19 protein-coding genes and 1 riboswitch are annotated in these 24,260 nt (G+C 44.2%); of the genes, 11 read left to right on the top strand and 8 right to left on the bottom strand.

The window, feature by feature from the left end; genetic code table 11:
* Positions 1–39 precede the first annotated feature (39 nt).
* From CAG58_RS07215 to pdxH, 4 genes are all read left to right on the top strand, one after another.
* Positions 40–903, top strand: a complete 864-nt coding sequence (locus CAG58_RS07215; protein ID WP_161426038.1) for an NAD(P)-dependent oxidoreductase — start codon at positions 40–42, stop codon at positions 901–903.
* Positions 904–1,234: 331 nt separating this feature from the next.
* The gene (locus tag CAG58_RS07210; RefSeq protein WP_161426037.1) at positions 1,235–2,953 is read left to right on the top strand and encodes a SpoIIE family protein phosphatase; all 1,719 of its coding nucleotides are present in this window, start codon (positions 1,235–1,237) and stop codon (positions 2,951–2,953) included.
* 157 nt (positions 2,954–3,110) lie between these two features.
* Complete coding sequence (locus tag CAG58_RS07205) at positions 3,111–4,784, top strand: DUF342 domain-containing protein (RefSeq protein WP_161426036.1); 1,674 nt, start codon at positions 3,111–3,113, stop codon at positions 4,782–4,784.
* A gap of 105 nt (positions 4,785–4,889) precedes the next feature.
* Positions 4,890–5,525, top strand: coding sequence for a pyridoxamine 5'-phosphate oxidase (gene pdxH, locus CAG58_RS07200; RefSeq protein WP_004396844.1), 636 nt, complete (start codon positions 4,890–4,892; stop codon positions 5,523–5,525).
* A gap of 65 nt (positions 5,526–5,590) precedes the next feature.
* Here pdxH and CAG58_RS07195 read toward each other — a convergent pair whose 3' ends face one another.
* Both CAG58_RS07195 and CAG58_RS07190 read right to left on the bottom strand, forming a co-directional pair.
* Positions 5,591–7,408 (bottom strand): SUMF1/EgtB/PvdO family nonheme iron enzyme, encoded by a 1,818-nt coding sequence (locus tag CAG58_RS07195; RefSeq protein WP_161426035.1) that lies wholly within the window; start codon positions 7,406–7,408, stop codon positions 5,591–5,593.
* 158 nt (positions 7,409–7,566) lie between these two features.
* Positions 7,567–8,670, bottom strand: coding sequence for a PEGA domain-containing protein (locus CAG58_RS07190; protein WP_154170824.1), 1,104 nt, complete (start codon positions 8,668–8,670; stop codon positions 7,567–7,569).
* Between the two features lie 435 nt (positions 8,671–9,105).
* On the opposite strand from CAG58_RS07190, the gene CAG58_RS07185 reads away from it, so the two are divergent.
* From CAG58_RS07185 to CAG58_RS07160, 6 genes are all read left to right on the top strand, one after another.
* Positions 9,106–9,918 carry an AraC family transcriptional regulator gene (locus CAG58_RS07185; protein WP_115152766.1) on the top strand — a complete coding sequence of 271 codons (813 nt, stop codon included), beginning with the start codon at positions 9,106–9,108 and terminating at the stop codon, positions 9,916–9,918.
* A gap of 357 nt (positions 9,919–10,275) precedes the next feature.
* Positions 10,276–13,395 (top strand): bifunctional proline dehydrogenase/L-glutamate gamma-semialdehyde dehydrogenase PutA, encoded by a 3,120-nt coding sequence (gene putA / locus CAG58_RS07180; RefSeq protein ID WP_161426034.1) that lies wholly within the window; start codon positions 10,276–10,278, stop codon positions 13,393–13,395.
* Positions 13,396–13,418: 23 nt separating this feature from the next.
* Complete coding sequence (locus CAG58_RS07175) at positions 13,419–14,117, top strand: 1-pyrroline-5-carboxylate dehydrogenase (protein ID WP_158137169.1); 699 nt, start codon at positions 13,419–13,421, stop codon at positions 14,115–14,117.
* A 70-nt stretch (positions 14,118–14,187) separates the two neighbouring features.
* Complete coding sequence (gene putP, locus CAG58_RS07170; RefSeq protein ID WP_161426033.1) at positions 14,188–15,678, top strand: sodium/proline symporter PutP; 1,491 nt, start codon at positions 14,188–14,190, stop codon at positions 15,676–15,678.
* Positions 15,679–15,846: 168 nt separating this feature from the next.
* A riboswitch (FMN riboswitch) is annotated at positions 15,847–15,987 on the top strand.
* A 106-nt stretch (positions 15,988–16,093) separates the two neighbouring features.
* Positions 16,094–16,750, top strand: a complete 657-nt coding sequence (ribB, locus tag CAG58_RS07165) for a 3,4-dihydroxy-2-butanone-4-phosphate synthase (protein WP_161426032.1) — start codon at positions 16,094–16,096, stop codon at positions 16,748–16,750.
* A 183-nt stretch (positions 16,751–16,933) separates the two neighbouring features.
* Complete coding sequence (locus tag CAG58_RS07160) at positions 16,934–18,121, top strand: DEAD/DEAH box helicase (protein WP_161426031.1); 1,188 nt, start codon at positions 16,934–16,936, stop codon at positions 18,119–18,121.
* Between the two features lie 94 nt (positions 18,122–18,215).
* Here CAG58_RS07160 and CAG58_RS07155 read toward each other — a convergent pair whose 3' ends face one another.
* From CAG58_RS07155 to CAG58_RS07140, 4 genes are all read right to left on the bottom strand, one after another.
* Positions 18,216–18,953, bottom strand: a complete 738-nt coding sequence (locus CAG58_RS07155; protein ID WP_158145245.1) for a transporter substrate-binding domain-containing protein — start codon at positions 18,951–18,953, stop codon at positions 18,216–18,218.
* Between the two features lie 132 nt (positions 18,954–19,085).
* The gene (locus tag CAG58_RS07150) at positions 19,086–19,823 is read right to left on the bottom strand and encodes a substrate-binding periplasmic protein (protein WP_161429653.1); all 738 of its coding nucleotides are present in this window, start codon (positions 19,821–19,823) and stop codon (positions 19,086–19,088) included.
* 75 nt (positions 19,824–19,898) lie between these two features.
* Positions 19,899–21,425, bottom strand: coding sequence for a methyl-accepting chemotaxis protein (locus tag CAG58_RS07145; protein ID WP_161429651.1), 1,527 nt, complete (start codon positions 21,423–21,425; stop codon positions 19,899–19,901).
* 147 nt (positions 21,426–21,572) lie between these two features.
* Complete coding sequence (locus CAG58_RS07140) at positions 21,573–22,469, bottom strand: LysR family transcriptional regulator (RefSeq protein ID WP_161426524.1); 897 nt, start codon at positions 22,467–22,469, stop codon at positions 21,573–21,575.
* 120 nt (positions 22,470–22,589) lie between these two features.
* Here CAG58_RS07140 and CAG58_RS07135 point away from each other — a divergent pair, with 120 nt between their 5' ends.
* Positions 22,590–23,225 carry an NAD(P)-dependent oxidoreductase gene (locus CAG58_RS07135; RefSeq protein WP_158145242.1) on the top strand — a complete coding sequence of 212 codons (636 nt, stop codon included), beginning with the start codon at positions 22,590–22,592 and terminating at the stop codon, positions 23,223–23,225.
* A gap of 84 nt (positions 23,226–23,309) precedes the next feature.
* Here CAG58_RS07135 and CAG58_RS07130 read toward each other — a convergent pair whose 3' ends face one another.
* Both CAG58_RS07130 and CAG58_RS07125 read right to left on the bottom strand, forming a co-directional pair.
* Positions 23,310–23,762, bottom strand: coding sequence for a CC0125/CC1285 family lipoprotein (locus CAG58_RS07130; RefSeq protein ID WP_154170833.1), 453 nt, complete (start codon positions 23,760–23,762; stop codon positions 23,310–23,312).
* Positions 23,763–23,914: 152 nt separating this feature from the next.
* Positions 23,915–24,250, bottom strand: a complete 336-nt coding sequence (locus tag CAG58_RS07125) for a DMT family transporter (RefSeq protein ID WP_040905217.1) — start codon at positions 24,248–24,250, stop codon at positions 23,915–23,917.
* Between the last annotated feature and the right edge of the window lie 10 nt (positions 24,251–24,260).

Genomic DNA, 24,260 nt, shown 5'->3' with positions numbered 1-24,260 from the left:
CTTTAGCATGTCAATCTTATTCAATATAGGGAAATTATCATGAAAGTCAGTTTTCTCGGTTTAGGTGTGATGGGTTATCCGATGGCTGGGCATTTAGCCAATGCGGGTTTTGAGGTGAGTGTTTTTAACCGTAATCAGCAAAAAGCCATTGCTTGGTCTCAGCGATTCTCTGGCCGCGCGGCAATGACCATCGCTGAATGTGTCGCTGATGCTGATGTCGTGCTGATGTGTGTCGGTAATGACGATGATGTCCGTAGCATTACGCTTGGCCAGCATGGCGCGCTATCAGCAATGAAGCCAAATGCTATGTTAGTCGATCACACTACGACGTCCGCTGAGCTTGCCCGAGAGCTTGCACAAGCGGCCAAAGAGCAGGGAATAAGCTTTATGGATGCTCCGGTCTCTGGTGGACAAGCTGGCGCTGAGAATGGGCAATTGACCATTATGTGTGGCGGAGAGCAAACGCTATTTGAAAAGCTACAACCTGTTTTTGCCGCTTATGGTCGTTCTGCAATACGGATGGGGGAGGTTGGTCAAGGGCAAAGTGCTAAGATGGTCAATCAAATTTGTATCGCTGGCATCTTAAATGGACTGTCTGAAGGCTTGTTATTAGCTGAAAAAGCAGGCTTGGATGTTCCAACCATGATCGCTTGTTTAAAAAATGGCGCCGCAGGCTCTTGGCAAATGGAGAATCGTGCAATCAGTATGGCTGAGAACCGCTTTGATTTTGGTTTTGCTATTGATTGGATGATCAAAGATCTGCAGTTTTGTCTGGATGAGGCTGAGCGTCATGGCTTGTCTTTACCGATGACGGAAGCAACGGCGCAACATTATCGTGATTTGTCTGCTCAGGGGCTTGGCCGGATGGATACCTCGGTTTTAATCAAAGCTCTTAGGGACTGATTTTTACCGCTAACGACTCTCAGCCATCATCGATGATGGGAGGACAACACAAAACAATCGAAAGCCCAGCATCATGCCCAAACAAAATATTCTACAAGTTTGATTTGGGCATTGATGTATTTATTGTTGGTTGATAGATCATTGGCTTCTTCTTTTGATCAGCAAAGCTATTCGCTCTAACTCATAAACTGAACTATATTTTTATGCATAGGGTTTGTTACTCTTGCGATGTTCTTGGCTCATTTTTATCGATAGAGCCGATGAAATAGCTAAGGCTAACAGGCCTTAATCGTCTAAAAATGAATAACACGCACAGTCAGTGAGGCCGAGTATGAGAGTGTTGATCATCGATGATCATGCGACCAACCGAGAATTGTGCCGTATTATGTTGAGTCATATTACGCCGCATGTTGATCTTTTTGCCGATGGTCAGGAAGTGGTCGCGGCAATGAAAAAGATGGATCCTTTACCCGACATTATTCTTCTCGATGTGATCATGCCAGTAAAAGATGGCTTTACTACCGCAAAAGAGATCCGTACGGCTTTTCCTGATCAGCATATTCCTATTTTGTTTCTCACGGCATTGGATGATCAAGACTCTTTTTCTCGCTGCCTTGCTCTCGGTGATGATTTTATTCCTAAACCAATCGAAAAAAGTGTCTTATTAGCCAAAATACAGGCGCACTATCGGATTGTCAAAATGCATCAGCAACTGATCTTGCAGCGTGATCAGTTACAAATATTCCAAGATCAAGTCCAGCATGATTACTCGGTAGCAGAGTCGATTTTCAGTAATTTGGTCGAAGAGATGAGTGCACAAATCGAACCGATTTATGGTATTCATTACATCTCTACGCCTTCAACGATTTTTAACGGTAATTTGATCTTGGTGGCTCGGCGTCGTTATGGTGGAATTTATGTGATGATCGCCGATTCTAGTGTCGATGGGTTGCCTGCTGCGATTGCTAATATTCCTGCGACTCGCGCTTTTTTTGCATTGGCGGAACGAGGTTGTGCATTAAGCGAAATGGTTGTCGAGCTTAATCAAGAATTGGCAACGTTTTTGCCCCCAAGTATTCATGTTGCGGCTCATTTATTTGAAATACACTCCAACGGTTTTGAAATCTCTTGGTGGGGGGGAGGAATGCCTGACGGTTATATATTATCGCCGAATCGTCAGTTGGTGAAACGCTTGGCATCGACACATCAGCCCTTAGGTGTTCTACCGAGTGAAATGTTTCGTTGTGATATCAAACACTTTAAACTCTCACCAGGGCAGAGTATTGTCTGCTGCACGAAAGGGGTTATTGAAACTCGTCATCAAAACGGCGAAGTGTTTGGTCGAAAACGGCTGGAAACATTATTGACACAAGCATCGACTCAATCGTTCATCAGCCTGATTGATTCGGCGGTGCACGCTTTTTCACCAGCAGGGCAAGATGAAGATCTCTCTATCCTTGCCATGTCTTTTCCGATCATTAATGCCCAAAATACTCAGCCGACGCTCGGTTCTTCTCCCAGTTTAATTCCTTGTAAAAGTGAACTCTATTTTTCCGCTTCGGTATTAAAGCAGATCATCGTCATGAATGAAGTTCGTTTATTTTTAAAAGGGATTATTCAAGTTGGCGATCATCTGGATTTTATCTGTTCAATTTTATCGGAACTGTTTACGAAGATTATTGAACAAGGCTTACTTGGTTTATCGACGGCTCTCAAAAGTCATCCTGACGGTTTTGTACTTTACCACCAACAGCGAGAGCAGTTGCTTGAGGAATTAGCTGACGATTACTGGATCCGTTTTCAGGTCGATTATCAACCTCAGCAGCAAAGGGTGTTGTTTATTCTCGAACATAATGGGCGACCGTTGACAGACGTTAATACTGAGCAAACGGAGTTGACGCATGATGATCAAGATTTACTATTTGCAACCGAGTTATGTGAATCGATTCGTTATATAAACCACGGTCAGCAAATTCAAGCCGTATATCGTTTTGATACTCGGTACGCTTTTCCAGACGTCTCTGTGGTCATTGAGGATTACGAGCATTAAACGAATGTCGAGGTTAGGTCTTTAATATGGCCTTTTTTTAACTTAAAGCCGATATCCAGTGATGGGGGCCTTAATTTGAACATCGAATTATTTAGTGATTCAGACATTTTTTATACACTGCTCTTTAACCCAAAGAGATGCAGTAAGGTTGAGTATTATGTGGAAGGATCTGATTACTCTCTCGGAAGACAAGAGTCGCGTTATTGCGCGCTTACCGAGCGATAGCAATGCAAACCCTGAATTAGCTCAAACGGGATTGAGTGAGTCTTTAGCTCGATTAGGAGCAGGGAAATTCCATTTGCTCGAAGAGGCGGTGAATCGTTTTATCAATTGTGTCAAAGAAGGTAAAAAAGAGGCTCGTGAAGGCATCATCATTGCTGAAAAAAGAAATGCGGCTGTTGAAGTCGTCTTGAGTGAGCAAGATATGCTGGCCAGTATGGTGGTCACAGGCGCTTATGGGGGGCGTGGTCTTTATGGCAGTGAGTTAGTGCATGCTTTAGCGCAAGCTTATGTAATTAAAGGCATAAATAAACAAGCTTTAAAAAAAGTCTTACTGGTGAGTAAAACCTTAAAGCCCGGAGAAACCTTTACTCAACCGATTGCTCAGGGTAAAGCGCCGATTCAAGGTCAAGACGTGCAATTTGTCCCTTTAGTGGATGATGTGACAACCCGCATTTTAGCTCCGCAAAAAACGGCCGATCCGCATAAAGTCGATATGAGAAATCTGGGAGAAACAATCACCGTCGAAGAAAACGATCCAGTGATGCGTCGTAAGCCTGCAACTCAGGGTGAGCCGGGTTTTACCGTGTTGGGGAAAGTCATTCCTGCTAAACCGGGTAACGAAGGGGTACTGGTTGCGGGTAAAGGGACACACATCTCTCCTGATGATCCTAATTTGTTGTTATCCAGTCTATCTGGAATGCCGATCATTAAGAATAAAACGGTCGATGTAGAAAGCGCCTTGTGTCTAAATAACGTCAGTGTCGCAACTGGTCACGTGAAATTTAAAGGCAGTGTGGTTATTGCCGGAGATGTTGAGCCGGGAATGATTGTCCGCGCGACGGGGTCTATTGTGATCGGCGGATTTGTTGAATCGGCAGATGTACAAGCTCAAGGTGATATCGAGATCGGTAAAGGAATTATTGGCCATACGGTTTATGATGATGAAGCGAAAACCTGTGTGGTCAAATCGGGAGGCAGTATTAAGGCCAATTATGCCCAGTTTTCTGAGTTACAAGCCGCGGAAAATATCCAGCTTTCTGTGCATAGCCTGAGCAATGATATTCGCTGTGGGGGCGATCTAACCGTTTTAGATAAAGCGGAAAAACAAGGCACACTCAGCGGCGGTAGTGCGAAAGTTGGCGGAAAAGTCGTGTGCTTTAATCTAGGAGTAGAAGGCGATGCGGCCACAACGCTTGAAGCATTTGCTCGCTATGGATGGTACCGTGACCGAATCGCTAAACATAAAGAGTATTATAAACAAGCTCAAGAGAGCACGATGGAAGTCATTCGCCGGGAATTAGAGTTTAAAAAGCGTCCTAAAGCCGAGCGTAATGAGGAAGAAGCGTCACAGATTGATCAGCATAAGGCGCAATCAAGTGAACGGATGGAAAAAGTGAAGGTGGCGGTAGACTTATTAAATGAAGAGTTTGAACAGATGTTGGAAATCAATACCATTGAAGTTAAAGGCAAGGTCTTCACTCACGTGACGATTCAATATGGTGATGAAAAAGTGGTCACAAAGCGAGTTCATGGGCCTTCGATGATTATTTTTAATCAACATGAGATTAAGTTTTCCTCCAAATTGGATCAAGAGGATATTGGAATTTAAGCCAGAGACTCTGCACGGTGAGAGTTCGACGGGCGAAATCAATCCGTTCTACTTGAGATCGTGAGGCTATCGGCGCACAATCATAGCCAAAAAAGAGGAGTAGACATGGATCTTTCAGATATTCGTCGTGAGTACACACAAGGTGGATTACGCCGTAAGGACTTATTGCTCGATCCTATCGAGCAATTCAATTTTTGGCTAGAGCAAGCGATTAATGCCGGACTCGCTGATCCGACGGCGATGACGGTTGCGACCGTAGATGAACATGGTCAACCTTTTCAACGAATTGTTTTACTAAAAAATATTGATCAGCAAGGCTTGGTTTTCTACACCAACCTAGCCAGTCGTAAAGCGCAGCATATTGAACATAATCATCGAGTCAGTTTGCACTTTCCTTGGCATCCTTTAGAGCGTCAAGTGCACATTACTGGCGTCGCGGAAAAACTGACTGCCTTTGAGAACATGAAATATTTCACCTCTCGACCTAAAGAGAGCCAGCTTGCCGCATTGGCGAGTAAGCAAAGTAGCCGCATTTCTGCTCGTGGTGTATTAGAAGGTAAGTATCTCGAACTGAAACAAAAATTTGCTAAAGGAGAAATTCCTGTGCCTAAATTTTGGGGAGGCTATCGAATCAAACCGCAAAGTATTGAGTTTTGGCAAGGTGGTGAGCATCGTCTACATGATCGTTTTCTATACAGCAAATCTGATCAGCAGTGGCAGATAGAGCGTTTAGCGCCATAAAACGGGTTAGAGATGATAAAGGGGGATAAGTGACTTATCCCCCTTTATTGTATTTAATGCTTACGCTATAGCTCGCGTAGGATGCGAAATCCGAGATAGTTGGCCGCCGTAGACGGCGAGACAAAGAGTTGATGGTAGGCTTTAGCCATTTCAGGTGAAAAACTCCATGCTCCACCTTTAGCGATACCGGGATTGTCTGATGTCCATTGCCAAACGTTACCAACCATATCGTAAAAGCCTAATGGGTTTGGTGAAAATGCCATGACGGGTGATGTACGGTTATTTGACCATGGCGTACCACTCCATCCAGTATTGGCTTGACCAGCGCCAAAATCATTCCCCCACCAGTAATCAGTTCTCCGCCCAGCGCGAGCGGCGATCTCCCACTCATCTTCACTCGGTAAGCGATAACGAAACCCAGTTTGTTGAGTTAACCAATTGGTATAAGCTCTTGCGTCGCTACGACTGATACAGACGGCAGGTGATTGAGCTGTTTGCTGAAAGCCGGGATTTTTCCAATCGCTTCCTGATACAGGAGCAACCGTTGTTCCTTGTACTGCCAGACAAATATTTTTCAGTTCAGCATCGGTTTTATAACCCGTTTGTTGAATAAATTGCTTAAATTGCCCTACGGTGACTGGCGTTGCGCTAATAGCGAAAGCATGATCAAGGCGAACTTGACGAGATGTGTTCTCCCCTAATAAGTACTCTCCTGCGAGTAGAGTGATCATTTGCGGGGCTTGCTGAGTATTTTTCAGAGTATCGGCGAACTTATCACCGGCTTTTACTTCATTGACGATTTCACGTAATACGGCACGTAAGGTGTGATCGTTACTGATATTGACTTGTTGATCAAAGGGATGGAAGCCTTCCTTTTTTATCACAACATGGTGCTGACCCGTGGGAAGCATAATTTCAACCGGAGTACTACCATAACGCACGCTATTAATCGTGACCTGATCATTATGTTGATTCGAGCGAATCATGACATTGACCCAAGCCACTTCTTTTTGTTGACTAGGGTGACTACCATCACCAGGGGCGAAGCAGTATTGGCTATCAATATTGAGTAATGTACAAGGCACATTTTCTGCTGGTCTTGCATCTAATTGCGCTTCGAGCACAGTTTTAAAGCGATTACCGTCGTAAAAGCCAGAATCAACGGTTTTATGTCTGAGTAAATGAATGTTGAGCGAAACGGAAGCCAGATGCTGTTTGATTAATGGCGCTTCGGTGGTTTCTTCTATTAGCCAAGTTTGAAATTGATTAACCGCTTTTTGCTGAGCTAAATCAGTCGTTTGCTGGCTACATTGTGCCAAGGTCATCGCCGCATTACACACATTGGTAAAGCTAACTTTTTGTTCTCCGACACGACTCAATTCTGTTCGTAATCGCTCAGCTCTTGCTCGGAGTTTATCTTGATCCAGTTGAGTGATTTTTTGTTGGATAGCGTCTTGGCTAGCTTGTAATTGAACGAGCTGATTGTGCATTTCTTGCAAGGTTTGTTCAGCAAGTAAAGTGTCTTGCTGATTCTTCTTAACTTCAGACCAAGCTGTTTGGTAAGCGTTTTGTGAACCGCTAATGTCTAATTGCGGTTCATCAATCATTTTCAAATAATCACGTTCAAGGGCTGTTTTCGCTGAATTAAACGCGGTATTGAGTTGTTTCGCTAAGGCAGTTAAACGAGCGAGTTCAGCTTGCTGAGTGTCCACCACCGTTTGCTGATGTTGAGTTGCTTTCTTCGCTTCTTGCCACTGGGTATGATGCGTAAATAATGCGTCATCAATCGCCATGACTGAGGAAGGTGTGCCTTCAGCTAACGTGGGTGCTGTCACTAAGCAAGGTAAAAGTGCTAATAACAGAACGGGTAAACCTGGTCGCATTGTTGCCTACTTCAGTTAAGTTTTTTAAAAATTATTGTCGCTATTCTAAACGAAAACGCCGTTTTGTCAGAAGTCATCTTTCAATAACTTAGGACCAAAACGGCGTTTAAACGACAGCTTTGTGAAATCAGACCAGAAAACGGGTCGATTTACAGGAATTAATCGTTTCTACTGGGGCGAAGTCTTACCCAAATAGTGTCATTTCCGTTGATTGTCACGGTTTGATTATAGGTCTCAAATCCGTCCTTCGTCACAGAAATTTGATGACGTCCTGCGGGTAAAACAACTTCCACAGGCGTACTACCGTATTGTATACCATTAATGGTGACAGAATCATGATACTGATCTGAGCGAATAGTCACATTGGCCCACTGTTTTTCATTCTTGCTATTGACAGCTTCGGTGGCGTTTTTTAAGCAATAGCGACTGGATAGGTTTAACAGCTTACAGGCGGCGACGGCTTCTGGACGAGCTTGTAGCTGAGCCTGAATATGAGTGAAATACTCGTTGTTACCTTCAAACCCGCTGCGAATCACCTGGCTTTCTTGGACGTGAATGTTGAGTTCTACACCACGAAGATTTTGCTTAGCGATGACCGATTCAGTCAAATTATCAAGCAGTTGCTCTCTAAAGGTATTCACGGCACGCTGACGAGTCAACTGCTGACCTTGATTGGCACATTCGCCCAGAGTCATACTGGTGGAACATGTGGTGCGGAAGCTGGCTTCCAAGACGCGGCTTTGACGAAGCTCGGCTTCGAGACGTTTAACTCGAGCATCCATTTTGCTCTCTTGCAAGTTCGTAAACTCAGTTTTCAAACGCGCATGACGCTGCTTCATTTGCGATAAACGCATATCACTTTCAGTTATCGCTTGCTGATTGGTAAGTTGTTCCGATTGGTTTTGTTTTACATCGGCCCAAGCCTGCTGATAACGTTGTTGGAAGGTGACTAAATCAGTGTCTGGATCTTCAAGAAGGCGATTATACTGTTTGTCCAGAGCCGATTTTGCCCGGTTTTGCCGTGCATTAAGCTCATCACTTTCACGTTTTAAACGTGCCTGTTCGTTTTTAAGTTGTTGAAGTTGAGCTCCTTCTGCTTCAAATTCCGCAGCGATAGTGTCAATTTCACTTTGTTTAATGGTTATTTTTTCATCGATAGCGGCCACAGGATCAACCTGTGTAACTTCTTCCGCGAACACCGATGCCGATACCCACAGAGGGCTTAGCGCAAGCAGTAGCGCTGGGAGGTGATATTTGATCATTAGGTCCCTGCAACAATTAACATAGCCACATTATAGTGGAGAAAGACAAACTTTTGACAGCGTTATCAATACGCTGGCTCATCGCAAAAATTCTCATCCTGAAGGCACAATTGTATACAAAATCTAGTGAGTAGGTCACTGATTTTGTATCTTTTATAAATGTACTTACTCCATTTTGAGCAGATTCTTGAAATATGCAAGCTCCGATTTCCGATCTGCTTTAACGTTTTTTAATTGGATACTCATTGACCGTAATTTATGTGCACTTGATCATTGTTCCGAAGCCTCGGATCAGGAGCTATTGCTCTCAGTGAGCGCTAATTTTGCTTGTTGTTGGCGGTATTGATAGTGAGATGAGACTTATTTCACTATCAAGCTTGGTTTCTGATAAAAATGTTATAACATGCAAAGAGGTCATCCCATGGTGCAGTGCTCATGAGTCAATATTTAGTGAATAACCCAGAAAGAGCCAAACTTTTGTCGCCTCGTCCGGCGGAATTAATTACTTTACCGGCTTATATGGATTGCCATGATCATAGTTACACACAAATTGTGATTGGCTTGAAAGGACAAGCGGATTTTGAGGTATCGGGCATCGGTAATATTGTTGGCCCTGGACAAGGATGTGTCGTAACTTCAAGTACAGGGCATGCTTTCGGCGCGACGGTAGGACAGTCGGACATTTTGGTGTTGAACTTGCCCTTACCACAAGGGGATGATCCTTTAACGTTACAGAGAATCAATGAACTAGCGCGTAGCGACATTTATTTTCAACTCGATAAGCAGATCCAAAAACTCATTCAGATGTTAGTGCTGGAGATGCATGCCAGTCCGGACGATTTATTACTGAGTCGAGCGTGCAGTGATACCGTGCTAGCCTTGTTATTGCGTCATATTTCGGCGTTTGAAGTCCATCGTAAAGAGGCTCGTTTTGATTTAGACGCGATCGATCGCTATATCGAGCAGCATTTAAGTCGTCGGATATCAGTTGCTCAATTAGCCGGCAGCGTTTATTTAGGTGAGAGTCAGTTTCACCAATTATTCAAAGAGCAATTGGGGATTACTCCACACCAATATGTCTTGAGTAAACGTGTGGATATGGCGAAACAACTCCTTGAGCAATCTCGTTTTACCTTGGGCCAAGTTGCTGAATTGGCAGGGTTTTCAAATCAAAGTGCTTTCACTCATACCTTTTCTCGTTTACAAGGTATTTCCCCTTCTCAATACAAAAAGCAGTGTAGTCGATAAATGGTTTACTGCGCTTTGCGGACTCTTTGTCCGCAAGCCTATTACCAGTGATCCTCAGCGCTGGTCTCGCTGAATTCTGTGTTGTCCATCTGATATTGTATGGTGATTGTTTTTCTTGGCATCGATGGCTGTGTTCTTGACGACATAGTGACGTTGTTTTTTTGAAAAATTATCAGTGGTTTTGCTTTTTCTTATGACCTTAATTGCTGTGATTTTGTTTTTGTTTTGTTAAAAAGACGAGATTTTCACAAAAACTCCGGAGTTTTTGACAAGTATTGTGCTTGCGCTCAAAATACACTGCTTGCCATTGACTGAAATCCGAGTCACATCCCTCGGATAGGAGATTGAGGAAAACGCATGTTTACAGCAATAGATGTGTTGAACCCCAAGTTTATTGAGCAACCGCTTAGTACGCTTTGGGCACAGATCTCGCCACTTTATATGGTGGACGAATCTCAATGGCTAATGCAATTACTGCCTTTGGCAGCGCCTAGCGATGAAGAAAAAGTGTTGATTGCGACCAAAACGACACAATTGATCGCGGCGATTCGCCAAGACAAGAAATCGGTGCAGATGATCGATGCTCTGCTTTTAGAGTACAGCTTGGACACTCAAGAGGGTATTTTATTGATGTGTCTTGCAGAAGCTCTGATGCGTATCCCTGATGCACCAACAGCGGATGCGTTTATTAAAGACCGATTATCGGTCGCCGATTGGAAATCACACCTGAAAAATTCGGATTCTGTGTTTGTCAATGCTTCGACCTGGGGATTGATGCTGACTGGTAAAGTCATTGGCTTGGGTGACAACCAAGCGCAAAGTCCGGCTCAAGCCTTAAACCGTTTGGTCAATAAACTTTCTGAGCCAGTCATTCGTAAGGCGATGCATCAAGCGATGAAAATCATGGGTCATCAGTTTGTATTGGGTCGCACGATCAGCGAAGCGCAAAAAAATGGCCGGGTAATGCGTGATAAAGGTTACACCTATTCGTTTGATATGTTGGGTGAAGCGGCGTTAACCACCAGCGATGCCAATAAATATTTAAAAGATTATTTAATGGCGATTGAGGCGGTTGGTCGTGACCAATATGGTTTGGATACCAGCCCAGCCCCATCGGTATCCATTAAGCTATCAGCCTTACATCCTCGCTATGAAGTGGCTAATCAAGCCCGTGTCATGGATGAGTTGTACCAGACTTTGCTGCAATTATTAGAACGAGCGATGGAATTGGATGTGGCGATCACCATTGATGCCGAAGAAGCGGATCGCCTAGAGCTGTCGTTACAACTATTTGAAAAATTGTATTGCAGTGAACAAATTCAAGGTTGGGGAAAGTTTGGCTTAGTCGTGCAGGCATATTCTAAGCGGGCGTTACCGACTTTAGTGTGGTTGACTGCGCTGGCTAAGCAGTACAGTTGTTGTATCCCCGTACGTCTCGTTAAGGGCGCTTATTGGGATAGCGAGATTAAATGGTCACAGCAGCGAGGCTATCAACGCTACCCCGTTTTTACCCGCAAAGAAGCGACCGATGTGTCCTATTTAGCCTGTGCTCGTTTTTTACTGAGTGATGGGGTTCGCGGACATCTTTTTCCTCAATTTGCGACTCATAACGCTCACACTGTATCGGCGATTGCGGTCATGGCAAGCCATAAAGAATTTGAGTTTCAGCGTTTACACGGGATGGGTGACGGCTTATATCATCATGCCATGAAAGCGTACCAGCAATCGGTACGTATTTACGCCCCCGTTGGTAGCCATAAGGATCTGTTGCCTTATTTAGTCCGCCGTTTATTAGAAAATGGCGCGAATAGCTCCTTTGTCCATCGTTTAGTCGATGCGCGCTGTCCGGTTGAGAGCTTAACTCAGCATCCGGTTGATGCGTTATTGGCGTTTGAGACGTTACACAACACTAACATTCCTCTGCCGCCACAGATTTTCCCTGAACGCAAAAACTCAGATGGGATCAATATTGATATTCAAAGTGAAGCGCAACCATTCGAAGATCAAGTGCATGGTTATTTGAGTCAACAATGGCAAGCAGGACCGATACTCAATGGTCAGTCACAGATCGAAAGCATGATCAAGGAACGCACTTCTCCGGTTGCAGTCACGGCTCCCTATGATCGCCGTGTTGACGTTGGGCAAGTTTATCATGCAACCCATGATCATGTTTCCGAAGCCATTGCGATTGCTCAGGCTGGATTTTCAAAATGGCAGCAGACTCCTGATCAGCAACGTGCTGAAAAACTTCTGAAATTAGCCGATTTGCTGGAATCGCATTTGGCTGAGCTTTGTGCGCTTTGTCATCAGGAAGCCGGAAAAACGATTCATGATGCAATAGATGAAGTTCGTGAAGCCGTGGATTTTTGTCGTTATTACGCAAATCAAGTCGAAGGGTTAGCTCCGTTCAGCATCAGCAGTTTTGATGGCATAACACGTCAAGTTTCACGTCAAGGACGAGGCGTATTTGTGTGTATTAGCCCGTGGAATTTCCCATTAGCGATTTTCCTTGGACAAATTACGGCAGCTTTAGTCGCTGGTAATACCGTGGTGGCTAAACCCGCCGAGCAGACCAGCTTGATCGCCGCGCGTGCCGTTGAACTGATGCTTGAAGCGGGCTTCCCTGACTATGCAATTCAATTTTTACCTGGTCGCGGCTCGGAGATAGGCCATGCGTTGACTTCACATCCTGCGATTGCTGGTGTGGTGTTTACGGGATCGACGGCTACCGCTCAGCGGATTAATCAAACATTGGCTGAGCGAGAGTCGACGCCTGTGCCCTTGATTGCTGAAACGGGAGGGCAAAATGCGATGATCGTCGATAGTACGGCTCTGCCCGAGCAAGTGGTGCGCGATGTGTTACGTTCTGCCTTTGCTTCGGCGGGTCAACGCTGCTCAGCACTGCGGGTATTGTTTGTGCAGCAAGATATCGCTGATCGCGTGATTAGCTTGATCCAAGGTGCGATGCAGGAGCTGTCGGTCGGGATGCCTTATTTGCACAGTACCGATGTCGGCCCAGTGATTGATGCGAAGGCAAAGCAAGGTTTAGAGAAACACATCGCTCACATGAGCCAGACTCAGAAAAAAATTGCGCAATTAACGTTAGCTGATGACTGTCAATATGGCGATTTCATAGCACCGACGGCGTTTGAAATCTCAGGAATTGATTGTTTAAGTGAGGAGCAGTTTGGACCTATTTTGCATATTGTTCGCTACCAAGCCAACGAGTTGGCTCAGGTGGTGCAGCAGATCAATGCTACCGGTTACGGCTTGACAATGGGTATCCATAGCCGCAATGAAACCACTTACCGTTGGATAGAGAAGCATGCGCGAGTCGGTAATTGCTATATCAATCGCGATCAGGTTGGTGCAGTGGTTGGAGTGCAGCCATTTGGTGGGCAAGGGCTATCTGGCACCGGCCCGAAAGCGGGTGGGCCGCATTATTTATATCGTTTTACCCAAGTGCAATACGGTTAATCTAACCAGCGAAGGAGTAGTTTATGGTACATCAAGTCACCCGTTTTACCGACGCCTGCTCGGCTTGGGAAAACTGGAACTTAACCGATTTTGATTTTAAATGTGAGTGCTTACTGTCATTGAAATCATCTTTAAAAGAAAGTATGCCGGGATTAGCTGATGTGGTGTCTTTTCACCTTGAGCAGGCCAGCGCATTATTGGCGAGTTCACACTCATTGATTGGTCCTACGGGCGAAACCAATGAACTGTATACCGCGGGGCGAGGGGTTGCTCTACTTATCCAAAATGACGCGAGTGTAACGGCCAAGCAAGCATTGGTGGCCCAGTTATGCTGTGCGTTGGTGGCGGGCAATAGTGTGATTATCTGCAGTGATGATCGCGAGCTGGTTGCCGCTTTAACGGCGGCTAACCAGCAGTCATCTTTACCGGTTAATTTACTGCAGTTTAGTGCCTTGGATGCGTATCAGGCATTAATCGAATCAGACATCCGCAGTGTTGGTTATGTGGGTAATGTATCGCTTGAGCACAGTCTTAATCGACAACTTGCCCAGCGTTCCGGCGCAATTATTAATCTTGTTTCAGAAACCGATCTCACCACCCTTCCCGTGGCACACGATCCGCACTTATCGCTACGTTTTATTACCGAACGTACGCGCACTATAAATATAACAGCAGTGGGTGGTAACGCGACGCTCTTAGAGCTAGGCAACGAAACCCATTAATCCTGACCCTCCTGCTCATTAAATTAATGAGCAGGAGGGAAAGCGATCTTAGTAAATAGAGGAAATATCAATGGACAATAGCTTTGCTATTACGACCACCTTCATTATCTATCTGATTTTGATGTTGGCGATCGGTGTGTTTGCTTACCAGCGAACCAAAAACTCATCAGACTACTTCCTAGGGGGCCGTTCCCTTGGGCCATGGCCTGCTGCGTTGTCAGCGGGAGCATCGGATATGAGTGGTTGGTTACTGTTAGGTTTACCCGGCTACGCTTATGCGGCAGGGATTGAAGCCTTTTGGCTTGCGGGTGGCTTACTCATCGGTACATGGGCTAACTGGTTAATTACCGCAAAGCGGTTGCGTACTTACAGTATTACCACCGATGCTCTGACTTTACCTGAGTTTTTATCGCGGCGCTTTAATGATAAATCGAAACTGATTCAAACCATCTCGGCCTTTTTCATTTTGTTATTTTTCCTTTTCTATACCAGTTCAGGTTTAGTCGCGGGTGGTAAATTATTTGAAACCGTCTTTGGGATTGATTACACCACCGCGGTGATCATTGGCACGATTTGTGTGGTGTCCTATACCTTATTTGGTGGTTTTCTGGCTGTATCTTGGACCGATTTGGTGCAAGGTTTATTGATGGCTGCCGCGTTGCTGATTGTCCCGATCACCGCAATGAATGGTGGTTTTAGTCAATTAAGTTCAGATTTGAGCGCGATTAACCCGCAATTATTGACTCTATGGGATGATATTCAAGGTAAGCCTCTTTCTAGTATTGCCATTCTCTCTCTCGTCGCGTGGGGCTTTGGCTATTTTGGTCAACCGCATATTTTGGCGCGTTTTAAGGCGGCGCGTTCGAATAAAGATCTAACTACTGCCCGTTGGATTGCGGTGCTGTGGACGGCGTTGTCAATGTTTGGAGCCATGTTAGTGGGTTTAGTTGGCCTAGTTTACGTTACGCAAAATGGCTCGATTCAGCTTGATGATGGTGAGCGGATATTTATGCTACTGGTTAACGCTGTGTTTCATCCAGTCATCGCTGGTATTCTCTTGGCGGCGATTTTAGCGGCCATCATGAGTACCGCAGATTCACAGCTGTTGGTCTCTTCGTCTGCCCTAGCGGAAGATTTTTATAAGCAAGTTTTCAAACAAGAGGCGACTTCAGAAGAGATCGTTAAAGTAGGACGTTTTTCCGTTGTGCTGATATCAATCGTCGCGTTAGTGTTGGCCATGACACCGGATAGCTCAGTGCTTGGCTTAGTCTCTTATGCCTGGGCGGGTTTTGGTGCTGCTTTTGGTCCTGCATTAGTGCTCAGTCTGTACTGGTCGCGTATGAATCGTAATGGCGTTTTAGCGGGGATCATCGTTGGTGGTGTGACAATTGTGGTTTGGAAACAGCTGACTGGCGGTTGGTTTGATGTATATGAAATCGTTCCTGGGATACTCTTTTCAACCCTAGCGATTGTGGCTGTTAGTTTGCTAACCGGTGAACCAGAAGATGCGGTTAAAGCGCAGCACAAAACCTTTCAAAAGAATTTAGTTGAATTAGAGTAATGTGGTACAGGTAAATTCTATCAAGCCTCATGTCGATCATGGGGCTTTTTTATTGTGTCTGCATGTCTCAAATCTGTCCGCTTGTGGCTTTGCAAACGAGGCGTGAAGTATTACCATAATAGGCGTCAAGTTAAAGGAGGCCTTTAGCTTGACCTTAACTCATTACATTAAAATTCTCAGGGCGGGGCGAAATTCCCCACCGGTGGTATGTCCATTAGGGCCAGCCCACGAGCGCTCGATTCGTCGAGGTCAGCAGATCTGGTGAGAAGCCAGAGCCGACGGTTATAGTCCGGATGAGAGAGAATGACAAATACGCCAATAGTGTCTAGCGAGGATTTACTCAGCTTACCATTATGGTGCCTTTCGTTTTGCCTCATAAAACTGCCCTGATTCTGGTCATTATTAGGAGTAAACCATGAATCAGTTGTCACTACTTGCCGAATTTGGCGATGCAATCACTCGAGTAGAAAACGCGTTACACGCTTTACGTGAAGGGCGTGGTGTTTTATTGCTTGATGATGAAGATCGTGAAAATGAAGGCGATATTATCTATTCTGCAGAAAAGTTGACCGACCAACAAATGGCGTTGATGATCCGCGAATGCAGCGGGATTGTTTGTCTATGTTTAACCGATGAGCAGGCCAATAAACTCGAACTGCCACCGATGGTGCCCGTCAACGACAGCAAAAACCAAACCGCGTTTACGGTATCGATAGAAGCTCGTCATGGTGTGACCACTGGAGTGTCCGCTCAAGATCGTGTGACCACGATTAAAACCGCGATTAATCCGCAAGCGAAACCCGACGATTTAGCCCGCCCAGGTCATGTCTTTCCGCTACGTGCCCGTAAAGGCGGTGTTATGACACGACGTGGTCATACTGAAGGTACGGTAGATTTAATGCAAATGGCAGGGTTATTGCCCGCTGGTGTGTTATGTGAGGTAACCAATCCGGACGGTACGATGGCTAAAACGCCAGAGATTGTTGCTTTTGGTCGCTTACACAATATGCCCGTACTGACCATCGAAGACATCGTCCAGTATCGTTTGATAGCGCAGCAAAAATTGGCGTGATCACATGCGACATCATGTCTGACTTAAATGAGGTATGAAGCAAGTAAAGCGTTCATACCGAGGTGCTGTTGAACGGTTTTTAAATCACTAATCTCGAAAGATCAACAGCACCGCATTCTTCATGTTAGAATGAACGATATTGTCGAGCGTTTTTGCTCTACGCCATTTTATTTAGAGTCTGCTATGTCATTTACACAACTTGGACTAAACGAAGCACTGATCAAATCAGTCGCTGAGCTTGGTTATCAAACTCCGACCACTATTCAAACGCAAGCGATCCCGGTTATTTTAAAAGGCCAAGATCTGATTGCTGCCGCGCAAACTGGGACCGGTAAAACAGCCGGCTTTGTGCTACCGATTTTAGATAGATTGATGCAAGGACAAACTCAGCGCAAAAAACGTATTCGCGCGCTGATTTTAGTGCCGACTCGTGAGCTTGCCATCCAAGTTGCGGATAATGTCAAACAGTATGCTCAATACACGGAGTTAACCAGTTTAGCGATGTATGGCGGTGTTGATGAGCAGGCACAAAAACAGCAACTGATTGACGGTGTGGATGTGTTGGTTGCCACCCCCGGACGACTGCTTGATATGTACGCTCAACGAGCGGTACATTTTGATGAAATTGAAGTGGTTGTGCTGGATGAAGCGGATCGCATGCTCGATATGGGCTTTATTGAAGCGATTAACAAAATCATTCAACGTTTGCCAACGGAAGCGCAATTTTTACTCTTTTCCGCGACGTTATCGAATAAGGTTCGTGAGCTGGCTAAAACTGCGGTGGGTGAAGCTCATGAGATCAGCATTGCAGCGAACCAAGCCTCGAAGTCCAACATTACCCAGTGGCTTATTACGGTCGATAAAGATCAAAAGTCAGCATTGTTGAGTCATTTAATCCATGAATATCAATGGGACCAAGCGCTGATCTTTATCGAGACCAAACACGGCGCTGCCAAATTGGCTGCGCAATTAGAAAAAAGAGGCATTGCCGCTGAAGCGTTTCATAGCGGTCGTAGCCAAGCAGTACGCGAGCAACTGTTAGCAGATTTTAAAGCCGGAAAGATCAAATATTTGATTGCGACCGGTGTCGCAGCGCGTGGTATCGATATCGATGAGTTATCTCGAGTGGTCAATTATGATCTGCCGTTTCCCGCCGATGAATATGTCCATCGTATCGGACGGACAGGTCGAGCTGAGGCACAAGGCGAAGCGATCTCTTTGGTATCGAAAGACAACTTCAAAAACTTATGCATGATAGAGAGCCGTTTAGGGCATTTGATTGAACGGCGAGAAATCGCAGGATTTGAGCCTAAACATCCAGTGCCAATATCAATTCTAAATTACGTGCCGAAGCACAAACGCACTCAATAAAAAAATGCGGCTGGTGGGTTATTTCTACCAGCCGCATTTTACTCATATCCGATCTCTGTTTTTTTAATGCCTTAGACGCAGGTCCATTGACAGATTAATCCAGAGCAATCCCATACTTAAGCAGTATCTTGTCAAAAGTACCATTAGCTTTGATTTGTGCTAACCCTCGATTAAAGGCTTCGATGTACTCGAGAGCATTGGGATTGGCTAGCCCAGAGGTAACATGAAGTGAGTTAGCGGATAAACCACTCGTGGTAAATCGATAGTTATTGGCATCCAAACCATTGTCACTCATTAAAGAGCGAGCGACTAATTCATCTTCTAAAGTGACGTCGATCCGGCCTGCTTCTAAACGGCGTAAATTAGAAATTAAATCATTGGCTTCTGAGCGATTAAATAGCGTTGAATTTAAAAAATCGTCGCCATATCCATAACCTCGAACCGTACCTACGCGTTTACCTGCGAGACTATCAAGACCGCTATATTCAAAGGCATTCGTGGGTAGGGTAATAAACTTTATTTGGTTGTAGAGATAATGATCGCTATAAGCCAGAACGCTGGTTCGCTGTTCGGTAAACCACGTTGCAGGTAGCAAATCAATATTGCCAGCTTGAACCTCTGCCAGTGCCCTTGCCCAAGGCATAATTTGAAACTCTAGTTGATAGCCTTGCGTTTCTAGAGCGGCGCTGACTAATTCAATAGAAAGTCCATGAGGAGCCTCTGAGGTAACAAACGGTGGCCATGGATCTTGCGCTGCTGTGAGAGTTTTCGCCCAGCTTGTCCAGCTCAGAAAAGTAAGTAATACGGTTAAACAAAGTGATGTGACTTTCATACGAAGACCTCATTATCCTAATAAAACACTGGTGTCGTTTGAGTAGGGAAAACGCCACTTTGTATCAAAGGTGATCACTTGAAGAGATTGAAGAAGTATTCTCTTCAAGTGATGAAGTGCGGATTGATAGTATTAACGGTAACCGGCAATGATTTCATCGAGCTTACCGCTCTCTTTGATGAGATTAATTCCGTTCTGCAGTTTTTCAACATATTGATCGTTAGTACTGTTATGGAACGCGAAATAGGTTTGCGATTCATGTAGTACGTAGACGATTTCGTACAGACTGGGATCGATATTTTGTTCACGCATAATAAATACACCGACATTATCGCCATAAGCCCACAGATCGATCCGATTAGCATCCAATTGCCTTGCGACCATTTCCGGTGATGCTGAAGGTCTTAACGCATTAGGATTGACCGCGAGATTACGCAGCAGTTGCTCACCGATATCTTCTCTCACCACACCCACGCGATAATTATTGAGATCGCTCGGTGTGGAAATTTTGATGCCTTTGGCTTTTGGTGCCCAGAGCACGACTCGACTTTCGACAATCGGCCCCGCCCATTTAAAGAGGTTGTCTCGAGCTTCAGTACGTGTCATGGAAAATAGAACTGTATTTGGCGTTTCTAACGCCGCAGCGTAACCTCTCGCCCATGGTTGAAGTTGTACGCTTTCGCGTTTGACAGGGTCATTGACGGCTTCTGAGGCTGATTCAAGCACATCAATAGCGATTCCCGTTAATCTCCCTTGTTCTTCATAATTAAAGGGCGGATAGATTTCAGTAATAAAATTTAGATCGTTTAAGCTTGATGCAAAACTGTAAGAAGATACGGCCAATAAACTGGCGGTGATAATTGACTTCATGGTGTTCCCTCTTGATGACGATTGAAGTGGTATCCCTAGAGGAGGTAATGAACGATTACCTCCTCTCACCGGAAATTAATGGGTTTTAAATTTAGCGACTTGTTGTTTGATTTCTTCTCCAATATTGATCACCTCTACTGACATACCTAAGTTGGTTTGAGCACCATCAGCCACGGCTTTGGATGCGTCAACGACGTCAAGTAATGAGCGGCTAATCGAGGCAATCGATACATTTTGACTTTTGGCAAGATCGGCCACGTGTTGATTTTTCTCTTTGATGGTTTTTGCCATCAGGTTCATTTTTTCGATAACGGAGTGAGACTCTCCAAAGCGTTCAGAGGTTTTTTCTAGAGTCAGTGCGATGTCATGTAACTCTTTTTCAACCATTGAGGTGGCTTCATTGAGGGCATTGATATTGGTTTTAATTTGCTCAGTAGAATGGCTAGTTTTCACGGCTAGGTTACGGACCTCATCGGCGACCACCGCGAATCCTCGGCCTTGTTCACCAGCTCGAGCGGCTTCGATGGCAGCGTTGAGTGCCAGTAGGTTGGTTTGTTCTGAAATGTCATTAATCACATTTAAAATGGTGTTAATTTTTTCACCTTCTTGAGAAAGGGTGGTCATTTTGCTGTTAAGCTGTAGCATTTTCTCCTGCATTTTTTTCATTTCGTGCGAGGTGGTTTCAATCGTACTGTGCATCGAGTCGGTTAACGTGCTGGATGAACTGGCGTGCTGTGCGCTGTCTAACGCTGATTCATTAACTTGTTGAATTGAATGTTGAATATCAACGGCAGCGTGTGAGATAGAATCTAACGTGTGTTGTTGTTGATTGAGTTTTACGGCATTGTCGCTCGCGATCTCTTTACTGGCGAGCGAGGATTGATGCAGGTGTTCCGTTGACTGGATGATTTTTTGAACAATGGTTTCTAAAGACTCGGTAAATCGATTGATCCCTAAGGTAATATCTTTAAATTCGTTGAGTTTGGCAGGCTCAATCCGTTGTGTGAGATCGCCATCTCCAGAAGCAAGATCCATTACCCTATCGGTAAGGTTAGCAAGAGGTTTTAATACCGTGATACGCAACAATAAAAGAGTGATTAAAGAGAGCAAAACATCCAGAATCAGTATCTCTATGACGACTTTTTGCATCAATTCAGATAATTGTTCGGCGATAGCAAAATCATTGTAATATAAAACAATCGAACCTACTTTTTTTATATCGCCAAAATCATCAATAAAGAATTCCTGCTCTTTTTTCCCCGTGTATGACTTGGGATCAATATTGGTGACCTCTGGGTATTCAGGCTGATTGAGATAAAAGATTATTGATTTGTCATTATTGTCTTTTATCTGTATCGCACTAATTGCGGGTTCATTGAGCTCTGATAATACAATCGCTCTCGCTGAGTCAAAATCGAAGTCCCAAATCGGTTTAGGTAAACTGATCGATAGGCGATGAGTGGCATGTTCAACATTTGCACTTAGGCTTTGATAGAGCTGTTTTTGGAAAACATTATATTTTATTGCGCCCATTCCCAATAGAATCAGAGTAATAGCCAATACAATTTGGCTAAAAAAGATCACTTTGATACTTTTAAACATAATTAATCCTCATCTACGCCATTACCTATTGAGTATAGTCGGCGTTCCATTTACTGCTAACGGAAGGAAAAAATTATGTTTATTTACTCGTCTAGGAAAGCGAATATGTTATTTCTTTTTGAATATCGGTTTGATTTATATTCATTTTTATGAAGGGATCGTCATGTCTAGATCGTCCCATTGTGTGCTGACAAAATCGATAAATTGCCGAACTAGAGGCGACTGATAGCTACGCGATAAATACACCGCCCACAATGCGCTGGTCGCTAAATGGTAGTCGGGTAATATCTGGATTAGAGAGCGATCTTTTAAGTAGCGATTGGCTAAATCACAAGGGAGTAGAGCAATGCCTTTACCGTGTAATGTTGCTCGACAGATTAAGCTCATATCGTTCGCTCGAATCGTACCATTGACATTGACACTGTAGGTTTGGTTATTACGAATAAATTCCCATTTATGATGCGAAAGATGGACAAAACAGTTGTGCTTAGCTAGATCACTCGGTTGTATAATTGGTTGATGTTGAGCAAGATAAGTCGGCGCAGCACAAGCAACCGTATCGACTTGAAAAAGACGTCGAGCAATTAATTGTTCGTCAGGCTGATTAGTGAATCGCAGCGCAATATCTACCCGTTCATCAACCAGTTGAGCTAAGCGATCGGAAGCAAGAATATCAATCGTTACTTGTGGATGCAGGTCAGTAAACGCTTCTACGGCATCAAGCAGGAGATAACGTGCTAAGCCAATTGGTACTGAAATACGAATTCGCCCAGACAATGATTGCGATTGCTCTAGTGCTCGCATTTCTAATTCTGCCGTCTGATTGAGGATTTTTTCACACTGTCTTAGCGCTTCTTCCCCAGATGCTGTTAGGCTCACTTTGCGTGTCGTCCGATGCAACAAACGCTGTTTTAACCAATCTTCAATTTCTTGTACATGGCGTGAGACTTGTAAGCGACTTAAGTTAAGATTTTCTGCCGCTTGAGTGAAACTGCCAATGTTGGCGACTTCTACAAAGCTGCGCATTGCGGTTAATTTATCCATGCTTCTCTCTTATTAGTATCTTATCTAGATACAATCTACATCCTTTCTTACCATTTATCACTCGCTCAGAGGCGACTACACTAGCATCTATTGATAAATTAAACATTAAGGTGTTAAAGAATGAAAGTTGCTATTGTTGGAGCTTCGGGCTGGATCGGTAATCATTTAGTACAAGAAGCGCTGTCTCGTGGGCACGATGTCGTCGCTATGGTGCGTGATCCCGCTAAAATGACCGATACGAATGTCGAAGTACGTCAGTTTGATGTACACAATCAAACCAATTTTGCTCAGTTATTTGCAGATATAGATGTCGCCATGGTGTCCATTGGCGGTCGAGCAAGTGGGGAACATAGTATTGTTGCCAAGACTGCTGAGCAGTTATTGAGTGCATTGCCTCAAGCTGGAGTAAAACGTTTACTTTGGGTTGGGGGAGCCGGCTCGTTAGAAGTTTCACCGGGCGTTTCACTGGTCTCTTTACCGGACTTTCCAAGCGAATATAAACCAGAAGCATTAGCACAAGGCGAAGCCTTGGCGATTTTTAGAAGTAGCGATAGTCCACTGAATTGGACCTTTGTTAGCCCTGCGGCTGAGATTTTCCCCGGTGATAAGCAAGGAGCTTACCGCATTGGCGGTGATCAGTTACTCGCAGATCAAGATGGCCACAGTCGGATTTCGGTCAGTGATTATGCAGTGGCAATGCTGGATATGTTAGATACCGCGTCGTTTGCACAGCAACGAGTCGGAGTTGCCTACTAACGGATCGTTATCAACGCTGATATTTATGATCGTCACTAAGTGAATGTATGCTTAGCGACGATCAGTGTTGTTTATTCACGCTCGTTATTGTTCGACGTTAATGCTATTCAAAATAAACTGGCTTTCATAAACCATTTTATAAGCATCTGAAGGTTGATGAAGCCCTTTGCTGATTGCCATGATGGTTGTTTCACTGGTGATCTGGGTGGTTGAATACAACCATTTTTGCTTATTTTCAGCCTGTGAAATTTGGTTTTTAGCAACAGAATCAACATTGATATCTTCATCCAAGAGGGTGAAGTAAGCATACCCGGCTTGACTCGCTAACTCTGCACTTTTACGCAAAATATACTTACGAGCAATGGCTCTGTCTGTGTAATCATTACCAATAAAACTGATTTGCCAAGTATCTTGAGCAAGGGCTTGTACATCGAATCCTTTACCAAAGGACCAAAAGTTTTTTTCTGTTTGATAAGGTGTTGCACAACCTGAAAGTAATAATAACCCTGCTATGATCATCACGATGTTTTTTTTCATTGATTTTTACTCTATAAACGTTATTGATAAAGGTGTAAGACCTTGGTTAAGTGAAGTTTACTTAAGATTGACATCGATGATTGTCTGGAAATGTCTGTTGATGTCTTTTTTCTTTGAAAAAGACTCCTTATCGCTCACATTAATGGTGACGATTAATGAGTGATGGATTTAGAGAATATTTGTATAATCATGATGCCTACGACAATAAAAGTGATACCAATTAATGCTGGGACATCTAAACTTTGTTTATAAATAAAAAACGACATGATAGAAACCAGTAGAATACCCATCCCTGCCCATATCGAATAAGCGATGCCAATATTCATGGTTTGTACGACTTGAGATAAACCATAAAAAGAGATGCAATACCCGATAACCACAAAGCAACTCGGCAGAAATCGAGTAAAACCATAAGAAGCTTTCATCATCGTTGTTGCCATGGTTTCTGCAAGGATAGAAACCATTAATATAATATATACTTTCTGCATAAAATTGATG

The organism is Vibrio sp. V31_P5A7T61 (genome assembly GCF_009904895.1).
GTDB classification, from domain to species: Bacteria; Pseudomonadota; Gammaproteobacteria; order Enterobacterales; family Vibrionaceae; genus Vibrio; species Vibrio metschnikovii.
The sequence above is the reverse complement of the archived record's forward strand: the minus strand, read 5'-3'. Positions and strand labels throughout refer to the sequence as shown.